We start from the raw sequence: 22,247 nt of genomic DNA on the forward strand, positions 1-22,247 counted from the left end.
AGTGCCATCAGTCTGGCACTGGGCACTCATAATTTGTTTAATGTGGCCATTGCCATGCAGTTCCGCCTGATGGTGGGACTGGTGTATGTGCTGTGCGGAAAGCATTATTGGTCTATTGCACTGGCGGGGCCGATTGGTACATTTACGGCCCGCATTACGCTGGGGCTGGTATTAGGCAAGGGCGTGTGGGCACTGGTGGCCGCCGCCCTGCCCGGCATGGTGTTTACCTTTTTGACAGCTCCGTTTATGGTAAGGCTGTTGCGGCGTATCAGCCGGTCACGCCGCATAATTGCGCAATAAATTCCATTTTGCGGCTGTGCTTATTCAGGCTGAACATGACCGGGATGTGGCATGTGCCGATGGAAATAGCCTGAGCTTCCTGCAGGGACTGCCGGAGTGGAAAAGAGGACGGCTGTTATGTACTTTGCCGTGGTTCCGGTGCAATAATGTTACAAAATTTCAAAATTTGCGCTAAGGGTATTGGCAAAATGCTCAAAAAGTTGCATAATAAAAATGTCGACATAAATTAGATTTGAGGGACTTTCATGGCGTACAGAATGCTTCATAACTGCATAAAAGTGAGGGATTTGCAGCGTTCACTGGAATTTTATGCAAAGGCCCTGCATCTTCATGAGAAACGCCGGGTGCAGTGCGGGCAGGTGACGCTGGTATATCTGGGGGATGAAGCCGGTTCAGCGCATGAGCTGGAGCTGAATTATCGCCCTGAGCACAGGGATACTGCCTACGACCTGGGCGAAAATCCCGTGCATTTTGCCTTCGTTGCTGATGATTATGAGGCGTCGCTGGCGGAGCATCGCAGGCTGGGCTGTATTGCCATGGAAAGTGCGGCTAATCATATTTATTTTGTTCAGGACCCTGACGGCTATATGATAGAGATTATACCCGGGGGACATTTTTCCATTACAGAGAGGGGAAAGTCAGATGAGGATTAACGAGGAAAAGTTAAAAGGGATTATCGAGGAGCTGACTCTTGACAAGGAACAGCTCAATGAGATTGCCAGCGCACTGCGCTTTGACATGGAGCTGGCACTCCGTGGCGAGGAAGCAAGCATGCCGATGCTCTGCTCCTATATCGGCATGCCTACCGGTCAGGAGGTAGGTGAGTTTTTGGCGCTGGATTTCGGCGGCACCAATCTCCGCGCCGAGCTGGTCAGCCTGAAGGGCGACTGCCGGTATGAGATTGTCAGGATGGTGGCAAAGCCGCTGGTGACTGATGAATACAACCTGATTAATGGTTCTGCCTCCGCTGAGCAGGTATTTGACTTTATTGCTGACATGTTTGCAGAGCTTCTGGCAGGGGCTGAGAAGAAGACCTACTATCTCGGTCATACCTTCTCCTTCCCGTCCAAGCAGACCGATATCTACAATGCCCGCCTGATTGTATGGACCAAGGAATTTGCGATTCCGGGCGTTGAGGGCGAGGTTGTCAACGATCTTCTGCAGGCGGCCCTGAACAGGAAGGGCCTGGAAAATGTCAAGGTGGTAGCTGTTATCAATGACACTGTGGCAGAACTGCTCACGGCAGGCTATCAGTATCCTGACACCCAGATTGGCTGTATCTATGCTACCGGCAGTAACAACTGCTACATGGAGCGCACCTCCGCTCCTGACCGTCCGGCGGCCATCATCAACATGGAGTCCGGCAGCTTCAACAAGCTGGTGCCGAGCCAGTGGGACAACCAGCTGGATGCCGAGTCCGAGCGCCCTGGCAACCAGCGCCTTGAAAAGATGGTTTCCGGCCGCTACATGGGCGAGCTGTTGAGCCTGACCGTGCAGGCCGTGATGGATCTGTCTGAGCGTCCTGACTTCAATGCCATTGACATGTCCGGCATTATGGCCGACACCTCCGCAACTGCCGCTGATGCCGCCAAGGTTATCAGCGCCAAGGTGGGTGAGCTGCAGCCGGGTGAGGCGGCCTACATCCGCGACCTGACAGAAACCATCGCCATCCGCTCTGCCCGCATTGTGGCGGCCTGCTTTGCAGGTATTCTGTGGCATCTGTCCGGCTCCGGCAAGGTTGCCCCGCAGCATATCGCCATTGACGGCTCCGTATATGAGCACATGCCTCATATCAAGGAAAGCCTGAACAAGGGCCTGTCCGAGCTTCTGGGCGAGGAGGCGGCCGCTGTTACTCCGATGCTTTTGAAGGACGGCTCCGGCCTGGGTGCGGCTATTGCCGCCGCTGTAGCCAGCAAGGGCCTGTAAGCGGCTGATTAAGTTATTTTATTGATATAGCAAGGCCACTCATGGAGCGGCATGCGTGTATCCCCAAAAAGCCGGCGGGCTTCGGGATATGGCATGCCGCTTTATTTGCATTTTGGCAGATGTTTTTTATCACGGCGGCGTTTTGTACCCAGGTGAGCATCTTTTGCAATTTCATGCCCAAAATCACTTCCATATAATATGTAAGAAACTGAATTAATATGAAAATCAATAAGCAAAAATTGGCGTCAATTCCTTGTTGCCAAAAAACAGGAATTTATACTAGTATAAAATAATTTTATAGCCATTAGGACTTGCCAAAACTAATATTTATGACTATAATCTAATGCAGAATTGAGAAATGTGCTAATTTTATCGTTGAAAATTATAGGAGTGTTGTGAAAAATGGGTAAGAGACCTCATGTTGTTATTATCGGTGCAGGTTTTGGCGGCGTGGCAGCTGCGAAGAAGCTGGCTAATAAGGATGTCGATGTTACAATTATTGACAGGACAAACTACCATCTGTTCCAGCCATTGTTGTATCAGGTATCAACCTCTGTGCTTTCTACGGACGACATTTCTTATCCTATCAGAGCAATGTTCCGCGGCAATAAGAATGTGGAGCTGTTCATGGCGAAGGCGCTGGAGATTGACGGCAAGCGCAAGGTCGTTGTTACCAATCACGGCGAGATAGCCTATGACTACCTGATTGTGGCCGCCGGTGCCACCAACAACTTCTTCGGCATGGAGAACGTGGAGAAGTATGCCTACGGCATGAAGACCATCCCGGAGGCCCTGCACATCAGGAACCATGTACTGCACATGTTCGAGCGCGCCAACAAGCAGATTGATAACGAGGACGTGCGCCGCAAGATGCTGACCTTCATCTGCGTGGGCGGCGGCCCTACCGGTGTTGAGGAAGCAGGCGCTATTGCAGAGCTGGTTGCCGTTCAGAGGAAGGAGTACCCGAACCTGAACTTTGACGAGGTCAGCATCAAGCTCATCGAGGGCACTGACAAGGTTCTGCCTATGATGCCGCCTAACCTCATCAAGCACACCATCAAGGTGCTGGAGGCCAAGGGCGTTGAGGTTATGCTGAACACCCAGGTGGCTGACTGCGATGCAGATGGCCTCTATCTGAAGGATGGCAGGTATATCCCTAGCCGTACCGTTATCTGGGCGGCCGGCGTAAAGGCCAACAAGGTTGCTTCCACCATCGGCACTGACTGCGACAGGGCAGGGCGCGTCGTTGTAGGGCCTACCCTGCAGGTACCTGGCTATCCGGAGATTTTTGCCATCGGCGATAACGCACACTTCATGACGGAAAGCGGCAGGCCGCTGGCTACCGTGGCTCCTGTCGCCATGCAGGAGGCATGGTGTGCAGTGGACAACATCATGGCCCTGATTAACGGCAGCAGCAGCCTGAAGAAGTTTGAGTACGTTGACCACGGCGCTATGGCCACCATCGGCCGTTGCCAGGCCGTAGTAAACTGGGGCTGTCTGAAAATTGGCGGCTTCGTGGCATGGGTTATCTGGATGTTCCTGCATCTCCTGCGTCTGGAGGGGGCTCATGCGGATATCACCGTCGGCACCAAGTGGTTCTGGAACTTTGTATCCGGCACCCGTCTTGGCCGTATCATCACCAACATCAAGCTGGAGGATGAGGACGAAAATATGGAAGTCAAGGCATAAATGTGATATCATAGAGGGGTGTGCTATACGCACATCCCTTTTTTGACACTGTTTTTGTGCAGTATTTTACAGGCTTTGACGCTGTTTTTTGTATGGTTTTTTTAGGAGCGAGGATTTTGAAGAAGTTTTTAGGTTTTGCGGCCGGCGCCGCGGCAATGGCGGTGCTGGCGCTCAATATGCCTGCGCAGGCGGCCTCCACCGTGACGATGGCCGATTCAAAGGAGCTGGCCAGGACGATCCGCTTTGAGGACAACGAGGACATCAAGGTGGATATCAGGGAGGTATCCGGCGCTGAGGCAGGCAGCAGGGCCAATGATGTGCCGGGCTATCTGAGGAAGGTGCGCCTGTCCTGGGAGCCGGTGCCGGGAGCGGTCAGCTATCAGGTGGCCATCATGCGCGCCAACAAGAATATCCCTGAGAATGTGGTTTCGGTCAAGAGAGGAATCTTTACCAACGGCTATGAGCTGGATACCTCTGTTATGCGCGCGGCCAAGGACTACTATTGGAAGGTCTGCCCGCTGGACGCTTCGGGGCATTACATCAAGCTGTACAGCGACCTGAAGCCGCTGGTGGGGCAGGAGCTGAACCCGACAGCCCCGAAGCCTACCACGGAGTTTGAGTCCATGGCCTACGCGCCGCTGTATCCTGTTTTTTCCTGGGTGCCGGTGACGGATGGCAGGTACTACGATGTGCGGGTGTACCGTGAGGACCCGCAGGCGGGACAGCCGGAGCTGATACGGGAGCTGTCCACGGAAGGCTCCGTGCTGTATGAGGATGCAGGCTACACCTGGCCAGGCAGGTATTTCTGGCAGGTCAGGAGCCGCAACGAGTCAGGAACAAGGGTAAGCGACTGGTCCGCTCCCAGCTATTATCAGGTGGAGGGCACTGTCAAGGTGGCGGCCATAGGGGACAGCATTACCCACGGCGGCGGCGCCGTGTCCACGCCGCCGGGCTATGTCATGTACAACTGGGAAACCTATTCGCAGGTGCCCGTAAAGAACCTCGGCTACAGCGGCGATACCGTAGCGGCCATGGAGGCGCGCTTTGACAGTGATGTGCTTCCCTTCAAGCCGAAGATACTGGTGATTATGGGCGGCGTCAATGATTTCCGTGCCGGCGCTCTGGCCAGCGATATCATCCCCTACCTGAAAAGCATGGGGGAAAAATGCCGCGCCCACGGCATCATCCCTGTGTATGCCACGGCGACGCCCATCAATCCCCATTTTATTGCCAACTGGTCCTACATAAAGACACCGGCGCCGGACTGGAAGAATGAGCAGGTGAAGCTGAACCAGTGGATTATGCAGCAGCAGTATGCGGTGGATGTGGCGCAGGGCATGACGGACTGCTACGGCCTTTTGATGGATGAGGCTACCACGGACGGCCTGCACCCGGATGTGCTGGGCAAAAAGCAGATAGGCGAGGCCATCAGCGATTATCTGCTCAGAACCTTTCCCGGCAAGAATTTGCTGGCCAAATAGATAAGGCTTATTGAAACATAAACACAAATGATGTGCTAAAAATAAAAGCTCTGCTGAACGGGCCGGATGCGCCGCTCAGCAGAGCTTCTTTTTGTTTATGGGCCTGAGCTGTTATTCGCTCCGGCGGACAGGCAGTGCCAGGTATTCCGGCTCCGCGGCCGTGATTCTGCAGCGGGCGGCGGTGATGTCCGTCAGGGCTTCCGTTATTTTCTCCACATCCCGGGGCTCAATCAGCAGGTTGACGGTCACCTTGTCCAGATAATCAGTTTCGCGGGTGCGGATGCCGTTGGTGCGAATCCAGTTCTCCACCGTCCCCAGCAGGGGATACTCTATCTCGGCCGCCACAGGGCAGAACGGCTTTATTTCCACCTGGGGCGTGGCCTCAAGGCCCAGGGAGGCCGTGTGGTTGTAGGCCCTTATCAGGCCGCCGGCGCCCAGCTTGATGCCGCCAAAATATCTGGTGACGACGACTGCCACATTTGTCAGGCCGTGCTGTTTGATGGCCTCAAGAATCGGGTTGCCGGCTGTCCCTCCCGGTTCGCCGTCGTCGTTGGATTTTTGCTGGCTGCCGTCGGCCCCCAGTATCCAGGCGGAGCAGTTGTGCCGGGCATCAAAGTGCTTCTTCTTTATCCCTGCCACAAATTCCCGCGCCTGGGCTTCGGTTTCCACATGGGCGGTGTAGGCATAGAATTTTGATTTCTGGATTTCGTAGGCGGCAGTGCCGTTTTCCGAGGTGGTTTTATAGACTTGCATGAGTATGGCTCCTTTTTAGGAATTTTCCGGCAGGGTCAGGCGGTTCCTGATGGCGCTGGTTTCGTTGGCGGTAAAAAGCCCGTCCGGCCCCTTTCGCAGCATGGTTTCCCTGAGCAGGCGGCTTTCTTCCTCGTGGGTGCGGGCGTTGAGGCCGGCAGGGTCGGCGGCCGTGCGCAGGGCCTTGACCGTCTCAAGCTGTGCATTGGCATAGCTCTGGGTCTTGTGCAGCAGCAATGTGGTCAGGTCATAGTTGGTGTCATCAAGGCTGATGGGCGGGGCCAGCTTCTGCAGGCCGTCGCAGGCCAGCTGTGCCTGGTGCTCCAGCAGGGTGAGCCTCGTGTAGACGGTGTTCAGGCTGATGTCGTCGTTGTGGTAGTCGCTGACGATGGACTGGCACTGGGACCAGTTGTAGTCCAGCACGTCCAGCTGTTTTTTGTAGTCGGTGTACCAGCCGTCAAAAATCTGCTGCTGGGCGGTGATGCGCCGTATGGTGGCCTCGTCCGCAGGCTCCGTCCGGCCGGGGGCAAAGAACAGGGAGTGGCCGATGGCGCTGATGGACAGCAGCAGGGTCAGGCAGAATGCATAAAAAATTTTTTTATTTGGCAAATTGCGGTATAATACTAGGAGCAGAAGAATACAGGTTAATACCGCGGCAATAAAAACAATAGCCATTGTAGTATCCTTTCTTGTTGCGCATGAAATAAGTGTCAATATAGTGTGAAAAAGCATCACAAAAATGTGCTGTTTCGTTATATTGTAGCATTTATTGCAGAATAAGACTATGTTTTTTTGAGGAAGGTGGAGTTTATGAGAGGTAAGGCTCTTGCGGTAACCGCATGGCATCTGATGCGTTCATACTGGAAGTCAGAGGAAAAATGGACGGCTGCGGCACTGATGGGCGGCGTTGTCCTGCTGACACTGGGCCAGGTGTACATGCTGGTGCTGAACAATGATTGGATGAGGGATTTTTATGGTACATTGGAGGCCAGGGATTTTGCGGCGCTGTGGCCGCTGGTAGGGCAGTTTGCCGGTATTGCGGCAGGCTTTATCATCATGGCGGTTTATTCCATCTACGTGCGGCAGATTTTGGAAATCAAGTGGCGCACCTGGATGACGGACAGGTATCTTGAGGCGTGGATGCGCAGGCAGAACTATTATCGCCTGCAGGCTGACGGCGGTGACGGGGTGGACAACCCGGACCAGCGAATTTCGGATGATATCAATGAGTTTGTCAGCCTTACCCTGTCATTATTCGTAGGCTTTATTCAGCAGCTGACTTCGCTGGCGGCATTTATCTTTATTCTTTGGGAGCTGTCCGGCAACCTGTCCGTGCCCCTGGGTGATGCGGTGCTGTCCATACCGGGCTATATGGTCTGGGTGACGGTTATCTATTCCGTGGCAGGCACGTATATTGCGCACAAGATAGGCCGGAAGCTCATCGGCCTGAATTTCGACCAGCAGCGCTATGAGGCGGATTTCCGTTTCAGCATGGTGCGCGTCAGGGAAAACAGCGAAAGCATTGCTTTTTATGGGGGCGAAAAGCCGGAGATGCAGAACTTTCAGGAGCGGTTCAGCATGGTTATCAGCAATTTCTGGGCCTTGATGAAAAGAACCAAATTCCTGAACTTCTATGTCAACGGCTATGCCCAGCTGGCCGCCATCGTGCCTATTCTTCTGGCACTGCCGAAGTTTATTGACGGCTCCATCAACATGGGCGGCCTGATGCAGACCATCATGGCCTTCGGCAGGGTACAGGACGCTCTCAGCTACTTTGTGGACGCCTATAGCTCCATTGCCAGGTACATCGCCGTTATCCGCCGTCTGGGAGGCTTTACACAGCACATGGAGAAGGTGGAGGGACTGCCGTCGGAGTTCGCCTTCGGGACAAATGGCGGTAATGCCCTGATGCTGCAGGATGTGCAGGTGGATTTGCCTGACGGCAGGAAGCTGCTGGAGGGGCTTTCCCTTGCAGTGCCGGCAGGCAAGTATCTCTTGATTTCCGGCGGCTCCGGCTGTGGCAAGAGCACCCTTCTGAGGGCGCTGGCCGGCATCTGGCCTTATGGCAGGGGCAATGTAGCCCTGCCGTCCGGCTGGCGCACCATGTTCCTGCCCCAGAGGCCGTATCTGCCTCTTGGCAGCCTGCGGCGGGCCATCTACTATCCTCAGCCTGTGCCTGAGAAGGAAACGGCTGACCTGGGGGAACTGCTTGAGCGGTTCGGCATCGGCAGGCTGGCTGACAGGCTGGATGAGGTGGATGACTGGAGCCGCATCCTGTCCCTTGGCGAACAGCAGAGGCTGGCCTTTATCCGCATCCTGCTGTTCAGGCCGGATATGGTCTTCCTGGACGAGTCCACCTCGGCCATGGATGAGCAGAGGGAGGCCGAGGCCTATGACGCCCTGAAGGAGCTTCTGCCTGAGATGGCGGTGGTCAGCGTGGGGCACCGCTCCACCCTCTTCAAGAAGCATGACAAGAAATTACAGCTGACGGGCGGCAGCTGGCAGCTTTCCGCGCTGGCGGATTAAATCTGATGGCAGGAGGCCCGGCGCCCTCGATAGGCCGCCGGGCATGCCGTGGCATGGAAATGGAAAGAGAAATGGAAAGGGGACGAGGGTATGCCTGTATTCAGGGGAAAAACACCGTGGAACGAGAAAAAGAAAAAACAGCCGCCGCTCTTTACCAGCGGCGAAAAGGCCGGCATGGCACTCTGCCTTGCCATGCTGTTATTCGCCATTTCCGATGGCGATGTGCCGCTGTTTTTTTTCGCGTCCTCCTTCCTCGTTTACGAGGGGTATAACGTGCTGAACAGGGCGGGGGGCGAGCGCTTTCATTTTCTGGCGTCCTTCCTTTTGGGGCTGTGCCTTGCCCTGTTTCTCGGTTCCATCTTCATGGCATTTTTCTGATGCCGCCGCCAAATGCTGACAAAAGCAAAAACATTTTTTTACCAAATTTCACAGCTTTTCCGCGGCCGGAAAAAATAAAAAAAGTCTTGTATTTTTTTTAGAAAAAAGCAGGACTTTTTTATTTTACATGGAAATATAACAGTAGGTAATTTGCAGTTGCTTTCTGGCTGTTTGAATCAATATTTGCTAAAAAAAGAAAATGGCAAAAGAATAAAGGGGACAGCCAGCTGAGGTTCTTTTATTCAGGATACAGGGGTGATTATTTATGAGTAAAACAAAGTGTTTGGCAATGATTCTTGCAGGTGGCCAGGGCAGCCGTCTTGGTGCTTTGACGAAGAACATTGCAAAACCGGCAGTTCCTTTCGGCGGCAAGTACAGGATTATTGATTTTCCGCTTTCAAACTGCGCAAATTCCGGCATTGATACAGTGGGCGTGCTGACACAGTACCGTCCGTTGGAACTGCATACATACCTGGGCACAGGTAATGCATGGGATTTGGATAAGTCCAACGGCGGCGTATTTATCCTGCCTCCGTATGCCCGCGACAAGGGAGCTGACTGGTACAAGGGCACGGCAGATGCCATCTACCAGAATCTGAACTTCATTGATATGATGGATCCGGATTATGTGCTCATCCTTTCCGGTGACCATATCTATACCATGGACTACTCCAAGATGCTGGATGTCCACAGGGCCAACAAGGCGGATGCTACCATCGGCGTATTTGAGGTGCCGTGGGATGAGGCCCCTCGCTTCGGCATCATGAACACGGATTCCGTTGACGGGCGCATTATTGAGTTTGAGGAGAAGCCGCCACAGCCGAAGAGCAACCTGGCTTCCATGGGTATCTACATCTTCAATCGCGAATTCCTCAGCAGGTATCTGAAAGCTGATGCTGTCAAGGAGGATTCCGAGCACGACTTCGGCAAGAATATCATTCCGGCCATGCTGGGCGACAACGCACGGCTGTATTCGTATGCCTTTGAGGGGTACTGGAAGGATGTAGGAACCATCGAGAGCCTGTGGCAGGCCAACATGGACCTGCTGGCTGATGAGCCGCCGTTCTCCTTCAACAGCGCGTGGACCATCTATTCCTCCAACCCGTCCCTGCCACCTCACTATGTAGGGCCGGAGGCCAGGGTACATAACTCCATGCTGAATGAGGGTTCCCAGATTCTTGGCGAGGTTGACCACTCCGTGCTTTTCTCCGGCGTGAAGATCGGCAAGGGTGCAAAGGTAACCAACTCCGTAATCATGCCGTTTACCAAGGTAGAGGAAAATGCTGTCATTGACCATGCCATCGTAGCCCAGAACTGTATTATTACCGCTGGTGCCGCCGTTACCGGCGAGGATGGCGCCATCGCTGTTGTGCCTGAAGGCGAGGTCGTAGAGGCCAGGGATGAGGGACAGCAGGTAAGCTAAGGAGCCTGGGGCAGTTTAGTGATAACTTATACAAAGAACGGAGTGATTCCTTTGAGTAATATTATGGGTATTATAAAGTTGGATGGTGCCAACTCCATGCTGAAGGAGCTGTGTGAGCGCCGTCCTGTTGCGTCCCTGCCTATTGCGGGCCGTTATCGCGTAATTGATTTTGCTGTATCCAACATGGTAAATTCCGGCGTGGGCAATGTGGGTGTCCTGCTTTCCGCCAAGGCACGTTCCGTATTTGACCACCTGCGTTCCGGTAAGGACTGGGATCTGGCCCGCCACAGGGGAGGCCTTTCCTACCTGCCTTCCGACCCGTATGACGGCCAGCCGGTAACCGGCGATTTGTCCGGCCTGTATCACAACATGGACTATATCCAGCACACCTCTGCGGAGTATATTCTGGTAGCACAGGCGGACAGCGTGTACAACATCGATTTCCGCTCTGTACTGCTGTTCCATCAGAATACCGGGGCTGACATCACCATGGTGTATTCCAAGGCCAAGAGCGATATTCCGGGTGATGCCGCGGTTATGAAGGTTACGGACAATGGCAGGGTAACTGATATCGCCAAATCCATGACGGCGACCATGGGGGCAAACGACTTCCTGGGCATCTACCTCATGTCCAAGGATACCTTCATCAAGGTTGTATCCAACGGCTTTGAGCGGGGAGGCACGGATTTCCTGCTGGACGGCATTATCCGTCACATGGACGAGTACAGCATCTTTGCCTGTGAGCACAAGGGATATGTGGCGCGCATCAATTCCACCATGGCGTACTTCAACGCCAACAAGGACATGCTGAATCCTGATATCTGGGCGGAGATGTTCATGGGGACGAACCTCATCCACACCAAGACCAAGGATGCCGCCCCTGTACAGTACAAGGATACCTCAAGGGTGGTCAACTGTCTGGTGGCCAACGGCTGTGAGATACGCGGCGAGGTGGAGAACAGCATTCTCTTCCGTGATGTGAAGATTGGCGAGGGCGTCAAGATTAAGGACTGCATCATCATGGAGAAATGCGTTATCGAGGATAACGCCATGCTGCGCAATGTAATCTGTGACAAAAATGTAACCGTGACCAGGGATCAGTGGCTGAAAGGCGCTGAGAACTATCCTCTGATTGTTGCCAAAGGCACTACAATTTAATCAAATTAAATGGTGAAGCAAGGCCGCTGCAGGAAGCATAGAGGATTTAAACCCTATGTTTTTGTGGCGGCCTTTTTATCTGTATATACTTTCGCGTGAGGTATATGGGAATGAATACGTGATATTTGGAGGACATATACGGCGGACGGGCAGGCGGATATTTCCGGTGCGTGCAGGATACACAGCCATGTCATTGGTCTTTACATCTGACATGACAGCACAGCCGGAGAAAAATCTCGCAAAAATCGGTCAAAAATGTAAAAAAATGCCTCTCAAAATGTAAATTTAACGTATATATATCAAGGGTTTACAGGTATTAATGGACAAAATAAAAATATGTGATATAATACTAGCGGTGTCATATTTTTATTAATGTCTTCATATTAACATTTTGTTTCTACCGTAGACCGGATTTTAGTGCAGACAGCTGCACACACAGCGGTATGCAGTACAATTCTGGTCAGGAGATAGGAGTTGAAAGTATGTCAGTAATTGAAAGAGATATCGATACGATGAAGGAAGAGCTGAAAGAGCGCTTCGTGACCACTGCGCAGATTAACTACGGCCGTGAGCTTTCCGGCCTGACTGAGCATGAGATTTATGAAACTCTGGCCCAGGTAGTCAAGCAGTACACTTCCGAGAACTGGATTAAGACCAACAAGCAGTATCAGGAAAATGATGAGAAGCAGGTTTACTATTTCTCCATTGAGTTCCTGCTGGGCCGCCTTTTGAATACCAATCTGATAAACCTTGATTTGAAGAACGCCCTGAAGGCTATGCTCAAGGAGCTGAATCTGGACCTGAACAACCTCTATTCCGAGGAGCCTGATGCGGGCCTCGGCAATGGCGGCCTGGGCCGTCTGGCAGCCTGCTTCATCGATTCCATGGCTTCCCTGGGCCTGCCTGCCCACGGCTGCGGCATCCGCTACCAGTATGGCCTCTTTGAGCAGAAGATTGTCAACGAGCAGCAGGTTGAGATTCCGGATAACTGGCTGAGGAACGGCTTTGCCTGGGAGTTCAGGAAGCCGAACAAGGCCGTAAAGGTGCGCTTTGATGGCGAGGCCTACATGCGCATCAATGACGACGGCACCTCCAGCGCAGTGCACGAGGGCTACACCGAGGTAACTGCCGTGCCTTATGATGTGCCTGTCATCGGCTACAAGAACCGCACCGTAAATACCCTGCGCCTCTGGAATGCAGAGGCAAGCCAGGATTTTTCCGACTATGCCACCCTTACCAATGATGAAATCAAGGAGCGTCAGGAGTACAGGAACAGCGTAAACAAGATTACCGAGTTCCTCTATCCTAACGACAGCACCAACGAGGGAAAAAGGCTCCGCCTGATTCAGGAGTATTTCTTCGTATCGGCAGGCGTTCAGAGCATCGTGCGCCACTACATGCAGACCCATGACGATCTGTATGGCTTTGCCGACAAGGTGTGCATCCAGATTAACGATACCCATCCGGCTGTGGCAGTTGCCGAGCTGATGCGCGTATTTATCGATGATTATGGCATGGAGTGGGCTGATGCCTGGGAGATTACCAGAAACACCGTGGCATACACCAACCACACCATCCTGCCGGAAGCGCTGGAGAAGTGGGACAGGAAGCTCTTCAAGAAGCTCCTGCCGCGCATTGACATGATTATTGACGAGATTAACCGCCGCTTCCTCTATGAGGTGCGCTCCAAGTACCCTAACGATGAGGCGCTGGTGCGCGAGCTGTCCATCCTGCAGGACGGACAGGTGCACATGGCACGTCTGGCCGTTGTAGGCTCCTTCAGCGTAAACGGCGTGGCACGTCTCCACTCCAACATCCTGAAGGAAAGCACCCTCAAGTATTTCTACAAGTATTATCCTGAGAAGTTCAACAACAAGACCAACGGCATCACGCACCGCCGCTGGCTGATTAGCGCCAACAACGAGCTGGCCCATGTTATTGACGACAAGCTGACCAGAGCGTGGAGAGGCGATACCAGGCTCATGAAGCAGCTGAATCAGTATGTGGACAATCCGGCCTTCCTGAAATCCATCGACAAGGTAAAGCGCGCCAGAAAACGCGCCCTGGCCCAGTATGTGCTGACCCACAACAAGGTGCGCATCAAGGTTGACTCCATGTTTGACGTGCAGGTAAAGCGCATCCATTCCTACAAGCGTCAGCTGATGAACATCATGCACATCATGTATCAGTATGACCGCCTCAAGAATGACCCTACCTACGACATGCCTGTACCGGTGGTATATTTCTTCGGCGGCAAGGCGGCTCCGGGCTACTTTATTGCCAAGGAAACCATCCGCCTGATTCTGGCGGTTGCCAACAAGATTAACACCGACCCTAGCATCGACGGCAAGATAAAGGTGGTATTCCTGGAGAACTTCGGCGTATCCCTGGGCGAGATGGTATATCCTGCCGCTGATGTCAGCGAGCAGATTTCCACCGCTTCCAAGGAGGCCTCCGGTACCGGCAACATGAAGTTCATGATGAACGGTGCCATTACCCTCGGTACTATGGACGGCGCAAACGTTGAGATTCATGAGCAGGTTGGCGATGACAACTGCGTAATCTTCGGCATGCGTTCCGAGGAGGTTATCAACCTTTATGACCACGGCGGCTACAGCGCATGGGATGAGTACAACACCAATGCCAACGTCCGCAAGGTAATGAACCAGATGACTGACGGCACCTATGGCAACTTCCAGAGCCTGTTTGATTATCTGGTGAACAGCAACGATGAGTTCTTCATCATGAAGGACTTCAACTCCTATATTGAAGCACATGAGGAAATCGTGCGCCGCTATCAGGACCACAACGCATGGCTGCGTTCCTGTGCCATCAATATAGCCAATTCCGGCATTTTCTCCTCTGACCGTACCATCGCAGAGTACGCAGAGGATATTTGGAATATCAATCCGGTAGACATCAAATAAGTTTGAGAGAGGGGATGAGCAGATGAATTTATCACAGCTGACGGAATATGATACTTTTTTGTTCCATCAGGGTACTAACTGCAGGGCCTATGAGATGCTGGGAGCGCATTTGACCGAGGAGAACGGTGAGAAGGGCGTGCGCTTCACAGTATGGGCACCAAATGCCAGAGAGGTCAGCGTGGTTGGCGAGTTCAACCACTGGGACACCCGTGTCAACAAGATGGCCAAGATTGATGACGGCGAAATCTGGAAGATTTTTATTCCGGGCCTGAAGGAAGGCGACGTATACAAGTACGCCATCATGCCACAGCACGGCGGCCCTCACATCATGAAGGCTGACCCGTACGGCTACTATGCCGAGGTGGCTCCGGCTACTGCCTCCCGCGTCTATGACATGAATCACTATGAATGGCAGGATGCGGAGTGGCAGGAGAAGAAACAGCGCACCCAGTCCTACGGCCAGCCTATGCTGACCTATGAGGTGCATCTGGGCTCCTGGCGCCGCACCCCGGAGGGCAATCAGCTGACCTACCGCGACATGGCGGAGCAGCTGGTGAACTATGCCAAGGAAATGAATTATACCCATATTGAGTTCATGCCTCTCTGTGAACATCCGTATGAAGGCTCCTGGGGTTATCAGGCTACCGGCTACTATGCGGCTACCAGCCGTTTCGGCGAGCCGGACGACCTGCGCTACCTCATCGACAAGGCGCATCAGGCAGGCATCGGCGTTATCATGGACTGGGTGCCGGGGCATTTCTGCAAGGATGATCCGGGCCTCAGGGATTTTGACGGGCGCAACCTGTACGAGTCCGACAACCCGCAGCGTGCAGACAATGCAGGCTGGGGTACCACCAACTTTGACTATGGCCGCACCGAGGTGCAGAGCTTCCTGATTTCCAACGCGATTTTCTGGATGGACCAGTACCACATTGACGGCCTGCGCATCGATGCCGTAGCCAACATGCTGTATCTGGACTATGGCAGGCAGAGCGGCGAGTGGCAGGCCAACAAGTACGGCGGCAACGGCAATCTGGAGGCAATCGATTTCCTCCACAAGCTGAATGAAACCGTGTTCAGGGAGTATCCGCAGGCATTGATGGTTGCCGAGGAATCTACCTCATGGCCGAATATCTCCAAGCCGGTCTACATGGGCGGCATGGGCTTCAACTACAAGTGGAACATGGGCTGGATGAACGACACGCTCAGCTATTTCAGCCTTGACCCTATTTATAGGAAGTGGCATCATGACAAGATTACCTTCTCCATGATGTACGCTTTCAGCGAGAACTTCGTACTGCCTCTGTCCCATGACGAGGTAGTGCATGGCAAGTGCTCCCTGATTAACAAGATGCCGGGTGACTACTGGCAGAAGTTTGCCGGCCTGCGCGCCTTCTTTGGCTACTGGATGGCCCATCCGGGCAAGAAGCTCTTGTTCCAGGGCGGCGAGTTCGGCCAGTTCATCGAGTGGAAGTGGGATTCCAGCCTTGACTGGCACCTGCCGGAGAAGTACGAGATGCATACCAAGATGCTGGAATACTCCAAGAACCTCAACAAGTTCTACGTGGAGAACAAGGCATTCTGGCAGGTTGACTTCGACTGGGGCGGCTTTGAGTGGATTGACTGCGACAATGCGGATGACAGCATGATCTCCTTTATCCGCCGCGCAGATGATGGCGACTTTATCATTGCTATCTGCAACTTTACGCCTGCTGTGCGCCACGGTGCGCGCTTTGGTGTGCCAAAGGCCGGTGTCTACGAAGAGGTATTCAACAGCGATGCGGCTGAGTTCGGCGGCTCCAACGTGCTGAACGAGAACGATATTCCTAGCCAGGAGGTACCGTGGAACAACAAGGGCCAGTCCGTTCAGGTGACTGTACCGCCGCTGGCCACCATCTACCTGCGCTTGAAAAAGGAGCGTCCCATAAAAGGCCGGACTGAGCCTTTGGAGGATGCCATAGAAAAAGAGGCCGCAAAGCCGGCCCCGGAGGCCGAGGCTCCGGCTGTAGAAGCCCAGGCTCCGGCGGCAGGGAATGTGGCCGTGGAGGCAAAGGAAGAGCCGGCCGCCGAGGAAAAGCCTAAAAAGCGCCGCGGCCGCCCGAAGATGACCGAAGAGGAAAAGGCCGCCGCCGCTGAGAAGCGTGCGCAGAAGAAGGCGGCAGAAAAGGCTGCCCAGGAGAAGGCAGAAACCAAGAAGACGGCGGCAAAGAAGGCAGACGCCAAAAAGCCTGCTGCCAAAAAGGCAACGGCAAAGAAAACTGCCGTCAAGGCAAAGGCTGTCAAGGCCGAGCCTGCTGTAGAGGCACCTGCGGGGGAGGCTCCGAAGAAGCGCCGCGGCCGTCCGCCTAAGAGCAAGGCGGAGTAAGACCTGCCTGCCGTGCGTGTTTTTGTGGGGATTAGCAGTATTGTTGTTTGTGAGGCGGGAGCCGCCGGAGTGGTGACACTATTGGGGAAGGGCGGCTCCTGCCGGGGATATATAGTCCGTTTTATGCGGAAGGGGTATGCGCAAGGGCGCTAGAAAGAAGGTTTTTTTATGAAGGTGTTGTATGTAGCTTCCGAAGCTGTTCCGTTTATAAAGACAGGAGGCCTGGCCGATGTAGCCGGCTCCCTGCCGAAAGAGCTGGCGAAGATGGGGGTAGACGCCAGGGTTATTTTGCCGAAATACAGCAAGATAGCAGAGCAGTACAAGTCTCAGATGAAGCATGTAGGACATATTTTTGTGGACGTTTCGTGGCGCCACAAGTATGCCGGTGTGGATATGATTGAGCAGGATGGCGTTACCTATTATTTTGTGGACAACGAGGATTATTTCAAGCGTGACGGCCTCTATGGCTATGGCGATGATGCCGAGAGATTTTCCTTTTTCTCAAGGGCTGTCCTGAACCTTCTGCCGCTTCTTGATTTCTTTCCGGATGTTATCAACTCCAACGATTGGCACGCCGCGCTTGTCAATGTGTTCCTGAAGCTGGAGCATCAGGGGGACGAGCGCTATGCCAATATCAAGACCGTATTCTCCATCCACAACCTGAAATATCAGGGCATGTTCAGCAAGGAGATTATGGACAACGTCCTCGGTCTGGATTGGAAATATTTCAACAATGGCGATTTGGAATTCCATGATGCTGTCAATTTCATGAAGGGCGGCATCGTTTATGCCGATGTAGTGGGCACGGTAAGCCGGACCTACGCTCAGGAAATCCAGTATCCTTACTTTGGTGAGAAGCTGGACGGCCTTCTCCGGACCAGGGGCGAGAATATCGTCGGTATCGTCAACGGCATTGACTACGACGTATACAACCCGGAAACTGACCCGAACCTGTTTGTCAACTATAGTGCCGCTACCATTGGCAAGAAGGCTGACAACAAGGAAAAACTGCAGGAGCAGCTGGGCCTGCCTGTGGATCGCCGCATCCCGATGATAGGCCTGGTATCGCGCCTGGTGGCCGCCAAGGGACTGGATCTGATCGTCCGCATCATGGATGAGCTTTTGCAGGCGGAGGATTGCCAGTTTGTGCTTCTGGGAACCGGCGACAAGCAGTACGAGGACTGGTTCCGCGGCCTGCAGTGGCGCCTGCCTACCAAGGTATCCGCCAATATCCGCTTCTCCAATGAGCTGGCACAGCGCATCTACGCAGGCTCCGACCTGTTCCTGATGCCGTCCGAGTATGAGCCGTGCGGGCTGGGACAGCTGATTGCCCTGCGCTACGGCACGGTGCCTGTGGTACGCGCTACAGGCGGCCTGAAGGATACTGTAGAATCCTTCAACAAGTACACCAATCAGGGTAACGGCTACAGCTTCAACAACATCAATGCCCATGATATGCTGTTCACATTAAAGACTGCCCTGGCAGACTACCGTGACCCGAATATCTGGCAGCATGTTGTCAGGAATGCTATCGGCAGTGATTTCAGCTGGCACAAGTCAGCCGAGGAATATCTGAATCTGTACAAGAGCATTGCTGTCAAGCCGGAATAAGTTAGTAAGAACAGAAACTCGACGGGGTCAGGCGACTATATGCCGCCTCACTCGTCGAGTTTTTTGCAGATATGCATATGCTTTGGGCGCTGTGGCTCCGTCCGGGGACGCGTGGCAGCAGGGGAGGCATACTGCAGCAGATGAGAGAAATTGTGGGGAGAGATTAGATGCCACAGTTAAAAAATGTCGAACACAATTCACAGAACGAATTTTACCGCAGTCCTGTGGGGGCGGCAGAGGCCACTACCACCATCAGGCTGCGCCTGAAGCTGGAGCTTGCCGATATCGGCAACGTCCAGCCCTCCATTCAGGTCAGGGCGCGTTTCTGGCGTGAGCGGGTGGGCGAGGTGGTCTACGAGCTTCTGCCGGAGGACCCTGTGGGCAGCGAGATGTATTATTCTGCCCGTATTGCCATGCCTGAGAAGGGCTGCCTGCTCTGGTATTATTTTATTGTCACAATGGATGGCCGTACATGGTATTACGGCAACAACAATGAACGGATGGGAGGCCTGGGCGTCCTGTCGGACGGCCAGCCGTCCCAGTCCTATCAGATAACGGTGTTTAACAAGGGGGCAAAGACCCCTGACTGGTTCAAGCACTCCGTCATGTATCAGATTTTTCCTGACCGTTTCTACCGCAAGGGCAACACGCTGGTAGAGAAAAGGGGTGCGGTATATCATGCCAGCTGGAATGACAAGCCGTTTTACTACAAGGACCCTGATACCAAGGAGATAGTTTCCTATGACTTCTTTGGCGGCAATCTGGCCGGTATCCGTGAGAAGCTGGGCTATCTGAAGGATTTGGGCATATCTGTTATCTATCTGAATCCGATTTTTGAATCTGCCAGCAACCACCACTATGACACCGGCGACTATCACAAGGTGGACCCTATTCTGGGCACCAATGAGGAGCTGAAACAGCTCTGCGCCGATGCGAAGAGAATGGGCATCCGCGTCATGCTGGACGGCGTGTTCAGCCATACGGGCGATGACAGCCGTTACTTCAACAAGTATGGCCACTACGATACACTGGGGGCCTACCAGTCCAAGGAATCTCCCTACTATGACTGGTACTGCTTCAACAACTACCCTAACGGCTATGAAAGCTGGTGGGGGTTCAGCACCCTGCCGAATGTCAAGGAGGAAAATCCTTCCTACATGAAGTTCATCATTGAGAACGAGGACAGCGTGCTGAAATACTGGATGAGGCAGGGCATCAGCGGCTGGCGCCTGGATGTGGTGGACGAACTGCCGGAGAAGTTTACCCAGACCTTCTACAGGGTGCTGAAAGAGGTCGACAAGGACGCCGTGATGCTGGGCGAGGTGTGGGAGGATGCCTCCAACAAGAGCGCCTATGGCGTATCCCGCGAGTATCTCTGCGGGCAGGAGCTGGATTCTGCCATGAACTATCCTTTCCGTCAGGCAGTGCTGGACTTTTTGCTGGGGCATGCCGACGCGGCGCAGATTTCCAAGCGGCTGAGAAGCCTGGCGGAAAACTATCCGAAGCAGAATTTTTATGCCATGATGAATCTGCTGGGCAGTCATGACAGGGAGCGCGTGCTGACCCTGCTGGGCGAGGCTCCGAGCCAGGAGGGAGTGCCTGCCGTGCGCCAGGCCTACTACAAGCTGGACGGTGCAAGGCTTCGCAAGGGCCTCCTGCGGGCCAAGGTGGCCATTCTGTGGCAGATGACCTTCCCAGGCGTGCCGAGCGTTTACTATGGCGATGAAATCGGCATGCAGGGCTACCGCGACCCGTACTGCCGCGGCACCTACGACTGGGAAAACGGCGATACCGAGCTTCGCCAGTGGACGAAAAAGCTGATTCAGCTCCGCAACAAGCATATTGCCCTGCAGACGGGACGCATCCTGCCGATTTATGCCAAGGGCGACGTGTACGGCTATGCCCGCGTAATCGACAACGGCAAGGATGTCTTCGGCGCAGAGGCGGAGAACGAGGTCTTTCTGGTGCTGATGAACCGCAGCAGCGAGATGCGCCATGTTTCCCTCGATGTCAGGGATCTGGCGGCAGGCATCATGGTGGATGCCCTGGGTGACAGGCCGGATATCAAGATAATGCGCGGCCGCATGGAGGTGGATGTGCCGCCTTGCACGGGACTGGTTTACCAGCACAGGCATGCGGCGGCGGCCCTGGCCAGAGGAACACGCCAGTGCGGTATCCTCATGCATCCGACTTCCCTGCCGTCGCCTTTCGGCATAGGCGATCTGGGGCCGGAGGCATACAGGTTTGTGGATTTTCTGGCCGAGTCAGGGCAGAAGATCTGGCAGATTCTGCCGCTGAATCCTATCGGCGCCGGCAGCTCACCGTATGCTTCGCCGTCTGCCTTTGCCGGCAATCCGCTGTTGATTTCGCTGGAGCGGCTGGCTGACAAGGGGCTTTTGACGGCTGTCGACCTGCAGGATGCGTCTGTGGTGGATACCGGCAAGACGGATTATTCATGGGCGCAGATGCTGAAGCCGTCCCTGATGTTCAAGGCGTACATCAACTTCTTTAATACCTGCTCACGGGAAGAAAGGGACGACTTCCAGAAATTTGTTGATGACAATCAATACTGGCTTCGCGACTATGCCATGTTCCAGGCATTGAAGGACTGGCATAACGGCAAGGGCTGGAACGAGTGGGATGCAGAGTTTGTCCGCCGCGACGAGGTGGCACTGGATGCCATGGAGGAACAGCTTTCCTATGAGATTGGCGAGGTCATGTTTGAGCAGTACATCTTCAACAGGCAGTGGCAGGAGCTGAAGAAGTACGCCAACGACAAGGGCATCAGGATCATGGGGGATATGCCTATCTTCGTATCCCAGGACAGTGCCGATGCCTGGGCGCACCAGCAGCTGTTCAAGCTGGACCAGAACGGCAGGCCGTACAAGGTTGCCGGCGTACCGCCTGATTATTTCAGCAAGACGGGCCAGCTCTGGGGCAATCCGCAGTACAACTGGGAGATTATGAAGAAGGATGGCTATGACTGGTGGATTCGCCGCTTCAAGAATATACTGAAGCAGGTGGATATCGTGCGCATTGACCATTTCAGGGGCTTTGAATCCTTCTGGGAGGTTGATGGCGATGCCAAGACCGCAGTAGACGGTGCATGGCGTCCGGGTCCGGGCAAGCCGTTCTTTGATCTGGTGAAAAAGGCCATCGGCAATGTGCCGATTGTGGCCGAGGATCTGGGCGTGATTACCGACGAGGTGGAACAGCTCAGGCAGGATTGCCAGTTCCCTGGCATGAAGGTACTGCAGTTTGAGCTTCATTTCAACGAGAACGGCCGCATTAATTTTGTGGAGCCGGAGGATAGCATCGTGTATACCAGTACCCATGACAACAATACCATTGTGGGCTGGCTGGAGGAAAACGCCTCCCGCGCCGAGGTGGAGGCTATTGCCAACATGCTGGGCGTGCCGGGCGCGGCCTATGGGGAGCTGGGCAGGAAGCTGGTGGAGCATGCCTACGCCTCCGAAGCGCGCATGGCGATTATTGCCATGCAGGATGTGCTGGGGCTGGGCGGCGAGCATCGCATGAACCTGCCGGGCACGGCTGACGGCAACTGGTCATGGCGCATGACGCCGGGCATGCTGACACCGGAAAGGGCGGCATGGCTCAAGGGGCTGGCTGACAGGTACAAGCGGTAACAGGCACGGTTCACTGCGGCGCCGCTGTTGCAGCTGAATATTGCAGTTTTGCAGTTAAATAGCGCA

The 22,247-nt window shown here is 54.1% G+C and carries 14 protein-coding genes and 1 pseudogene; 13 read left to right on the plus strand and 2 right to left on the minus strand.

Going from position 1 to position 22,247, the window contains the following annotated elements:
• The 5 genes and pseudogenes from ACI3UA_RS02210 to ACI3UA_RS02230 form a co-directional block, all read left to right on the plus strand.
• Window positions 1-300, plus strand: a pseudogene (locus ACI3UA_RS02210) (hypothetical protein); the annotation flags it as partial.
• Between the two features lie 245 nt (window positions 301-545).
• Window positions 546-953: a VOC family protein gene (locus tag ACI3UA_RS02215; protein ID WP_439723201.1), complete on the plus strand. Its 408-nt coding sequence runs from the start codon at window positions 546-548 to the stop codon at window positions 951-953.
• Entirely contained in the window at window positions 943-2,226 is a 1,284-nt protein-coding gene (locus ACI3UA_RS02220) for a hexokinase (RefSeq protein ID WP_439723202.1), read from the plus strand. Before ACI3UA_RS02215 ends, ACI3UA_RS02220 begins: the two co-directional genes overlap by 11 nt.
• 402 nt (window positions 2,227-2,628) lie before the next feature.
• Complete coding sequence (locus tag ACI3UA_RS02225) at window positions 2,629-3,915, plus strand: NAD(P)/FAD-dependent oxidoreductase (protein ID WP_439723203.1); 1,287 nt, start codon at window positions 2,629-2,631, stop codon at window positions 3,913-3,915.
• Between the two features lie 116 nt (window positions 3,916-4,031).
• Entirely contained in the window at window positions 4,032-5,396 is a 1,365-nt protein-coding gene (locus tag ACI3UA_RS02230) for a GDSL-type esterase/lipase family protein (protein WP_439723204.1), read from the plus strand.
• A 111-nt stretch (window positions 5,397-5,507) separates the two neighbouring features.
• Here ACI3UA_RS02230 and ACI3UA_RS02235 read toward each other — a convergent pair whose 3' ends face one another.
• Entirely contained in the window at window positions 5,508-6,149 is a 642-nt protein-coding gene (locus ACI3UA_RS02235; RefSeq protein WP_439723205.1) for a YigZ family protein, read from the minus strand.
• A gap of 15 nt (window positions 6,150-6,164) precedes the next feature.
• Window positions 6,165-6,755 (minus strand): hypothetical protein, encoded by a 591-nt coding sequence (locus tag ACI3UA_RS02240; protein ID WP_439723206.1) that lies wholly within the window; start codon window positions 6,753-6,755, stop codon window positions 6,165-6,167.
• Window positions 6,756-6,956: 201 nt separating this feature from the next.
• Between ACI3UA_RS02240 and ACI3UA_RS02245 the strand changes: the two genes are divergently transcribed.
• The 8 genes from ACI3UA_RS02245 to malQ all read left to right on the plus strand — a co-directional run bounded on the left by ACI3UA_RS02245 (window position 6,957) and on the right by malQ (window position 22,181).
• Window positions 6,957-8,672, plus strand: a complete 1,716-nt coding sequence (locus tag ACI3UA_RS02245) for an ABC transporter ATP-binding protein/permease (protein WP_439723207.1) — start codon at window positions 6,957-6,959, stop codon at window positions 8,670-8,672.
• 90 nt (window positions 8,673-8,762) lie between these two features.
• Window positions 8,763-9,050 (plus strand): hypothetical protein, encoded by a 288-nt coding sequence (locus ACI3UA_RS02250; RefSeq protein ID WP_439723208.1) that lies wholly within the window; start codon window positions 8,763-8,765, stop codon window positions 9,048-9,050.
• Window positions 9,051-9,315: 265 nt separating this feature from the next.
• Window positions 9,316-10,473 (plus strand): glucose-1-phosphate adenylyltransferase, encoded by a 1,158-nt coding sequence (locus ACI3UA_RS02255; RefSeq protein WP_439723209.1) that lies wholly within the window; start codon window positions 9,316-9,318, stop codon window positions 10,471-10,473.
• Between the two features lie 51 nt (window positions 10,474-10,524).
• Window positions 10,525-11,631, plus strand: coding sequence for a glucose-1-phosphate adenylyltransferase subunit GlgD (gene glgD, locus ACI3UA_RS02260; RefSeq protein WP_439723210.1), 1,107 nt, complete (start codon window positions 10,525-10,527; stop codon window positions 11,629-11,631).
• A 482-nt stretch (window positions 11,632-12,113) separates the two neighbouring features.
• Window positions 12,114-14,558, plus strand: a complete 2,445-nt coding sequence (locus ACI3UA_RS02265) for a glycogen/starch/alpha-glucan phosphorylase (RefSeq protein WP_439723211.1) — start codon at window positions 12,114-12,116, stop codon at window positions 14,556-14,558.
• Between the two features lie 22 nt (window positions 14,559-14,580).
• A complete protein-coding gene (gene glgB / locus ACI3UA_RS02270; protein ID WP_439723212.1) occupies window positions 14,581-16,923 on the plus strand; it encodes a 1,4-alpha-glucan branching protein GlgB in 2,343 nt (780 codons plus the stop codon).
• A 168-nt stretch (window positions 16,924-17,091) separates the two neighbouring features.
• Window positions 17,092-18,534, plus strand: coding sequence for a glycogen synthase GlgA (gene glgA / locus ACI3UA_RS02275; protein ID WP_439723213.1), 1,443 nt, complete (start codon window positions 17,092-17,094; stop codon window positions 18,532-18,534).
• Between the two features lie 167 nt (window positions 18,535-18,701).
• Entirely contained in the window at window positions 18,702-22,181 is a 3,480-nt protein-coding gene (gene malQ / locus ACI3UA_RS02280; protein ID WP_439723214.1) for a 4-alpha-glucanotransferase, read from the plus strand.
• The last annotated feature ends 66 nt before the right edge of the window (window positions 22,182-22,247 follow it).

It is taken from the genome of Anaerovibrio sp. (assembly GCF_051866355.1).
Lineage (GTDB): Bacteria > Bacillota > Negativicutes > Selenomonadales > Selenomonadaceae > Anaerovibrio.

Bases quoted from the DNA above. Each gene is read 5' to 3' on its own strand.
- malQ (WP_439723214.1), top strand. From the start codon at position 18,702: ATGCCACAGTTAAAAAATGTCGAACACAATTCACAGAACGAATTTTAC.
- ACI3UA_RS02245 (WP_439723207.1), top strand. From the start codon at position 6,957: ATGAGAGGTAAGGCTCTTGCGGTAACCGCATGGCATCTGATGCGTTCA.
- ACI3UA_RS02225 (WP_439723203.1), top strand. From the start codon at position 2,629: ATGGGTAAGAGACCTCATGTTGTTATTATCGGTGCAGGTTTTGGCGGC.
- ACI3UA_RS02220 (WP_439723202.1), top strand. From the start codon at position 943: ATGAGGATTAACGAGGAAAAGTTAAAAGGGATTATCGAGGAGCTGACT.
- glgA (WP_439723213.1), top strand. From the start codon at position 17,092: ATGAAGGTGTTGTATGTAGCTTCCGAAGCTGTTCCGTTTATAAAGACA.
- glgB (WP_439723212.1), top strand. From the start codon at position 14,581: ATGAATTTATCACAGCTGACGGAATATGATACTTTTTTGTTCCATCAG.
- ACI3UA_RS02255 (WP_439723209.1), top strand. From the start codon at position 9,316: ATGAGTAAAACAAAGTGTTTGGCAATGATTCTTGCAGGTGGCCAGGGC.
- ACI3UA_RS02250 (WP_439723208.1), top strand. From the start codon at position 8,763: ATGCCTGTATTCAGGGGAAAAACACCGTGGAACGAGAAAAAGAAAAAA.
- ACI3UA_RS02215 (WP_439723201.1), top strand. From the start codon at position 546: ATGGCGTACAGAATGCTTCATAACTGCATAAAAGTGAGGGATTTGCAG.
- ACI3UA_RS02235 (WP_439723205.1), bottom strand. From the start codon at position 6,149: ATGCAAGTCTATAAAACCACCTCGGAAAACGGCACTGCCGCCTACGAA.
- ACI3UA_RS02265 (WP_439723211.1), top strand. From the start codon at position 12,114: ATGTCAGTAATTGAAAGAGATATCGATACGATGAAGGAAGAGCTGAAA.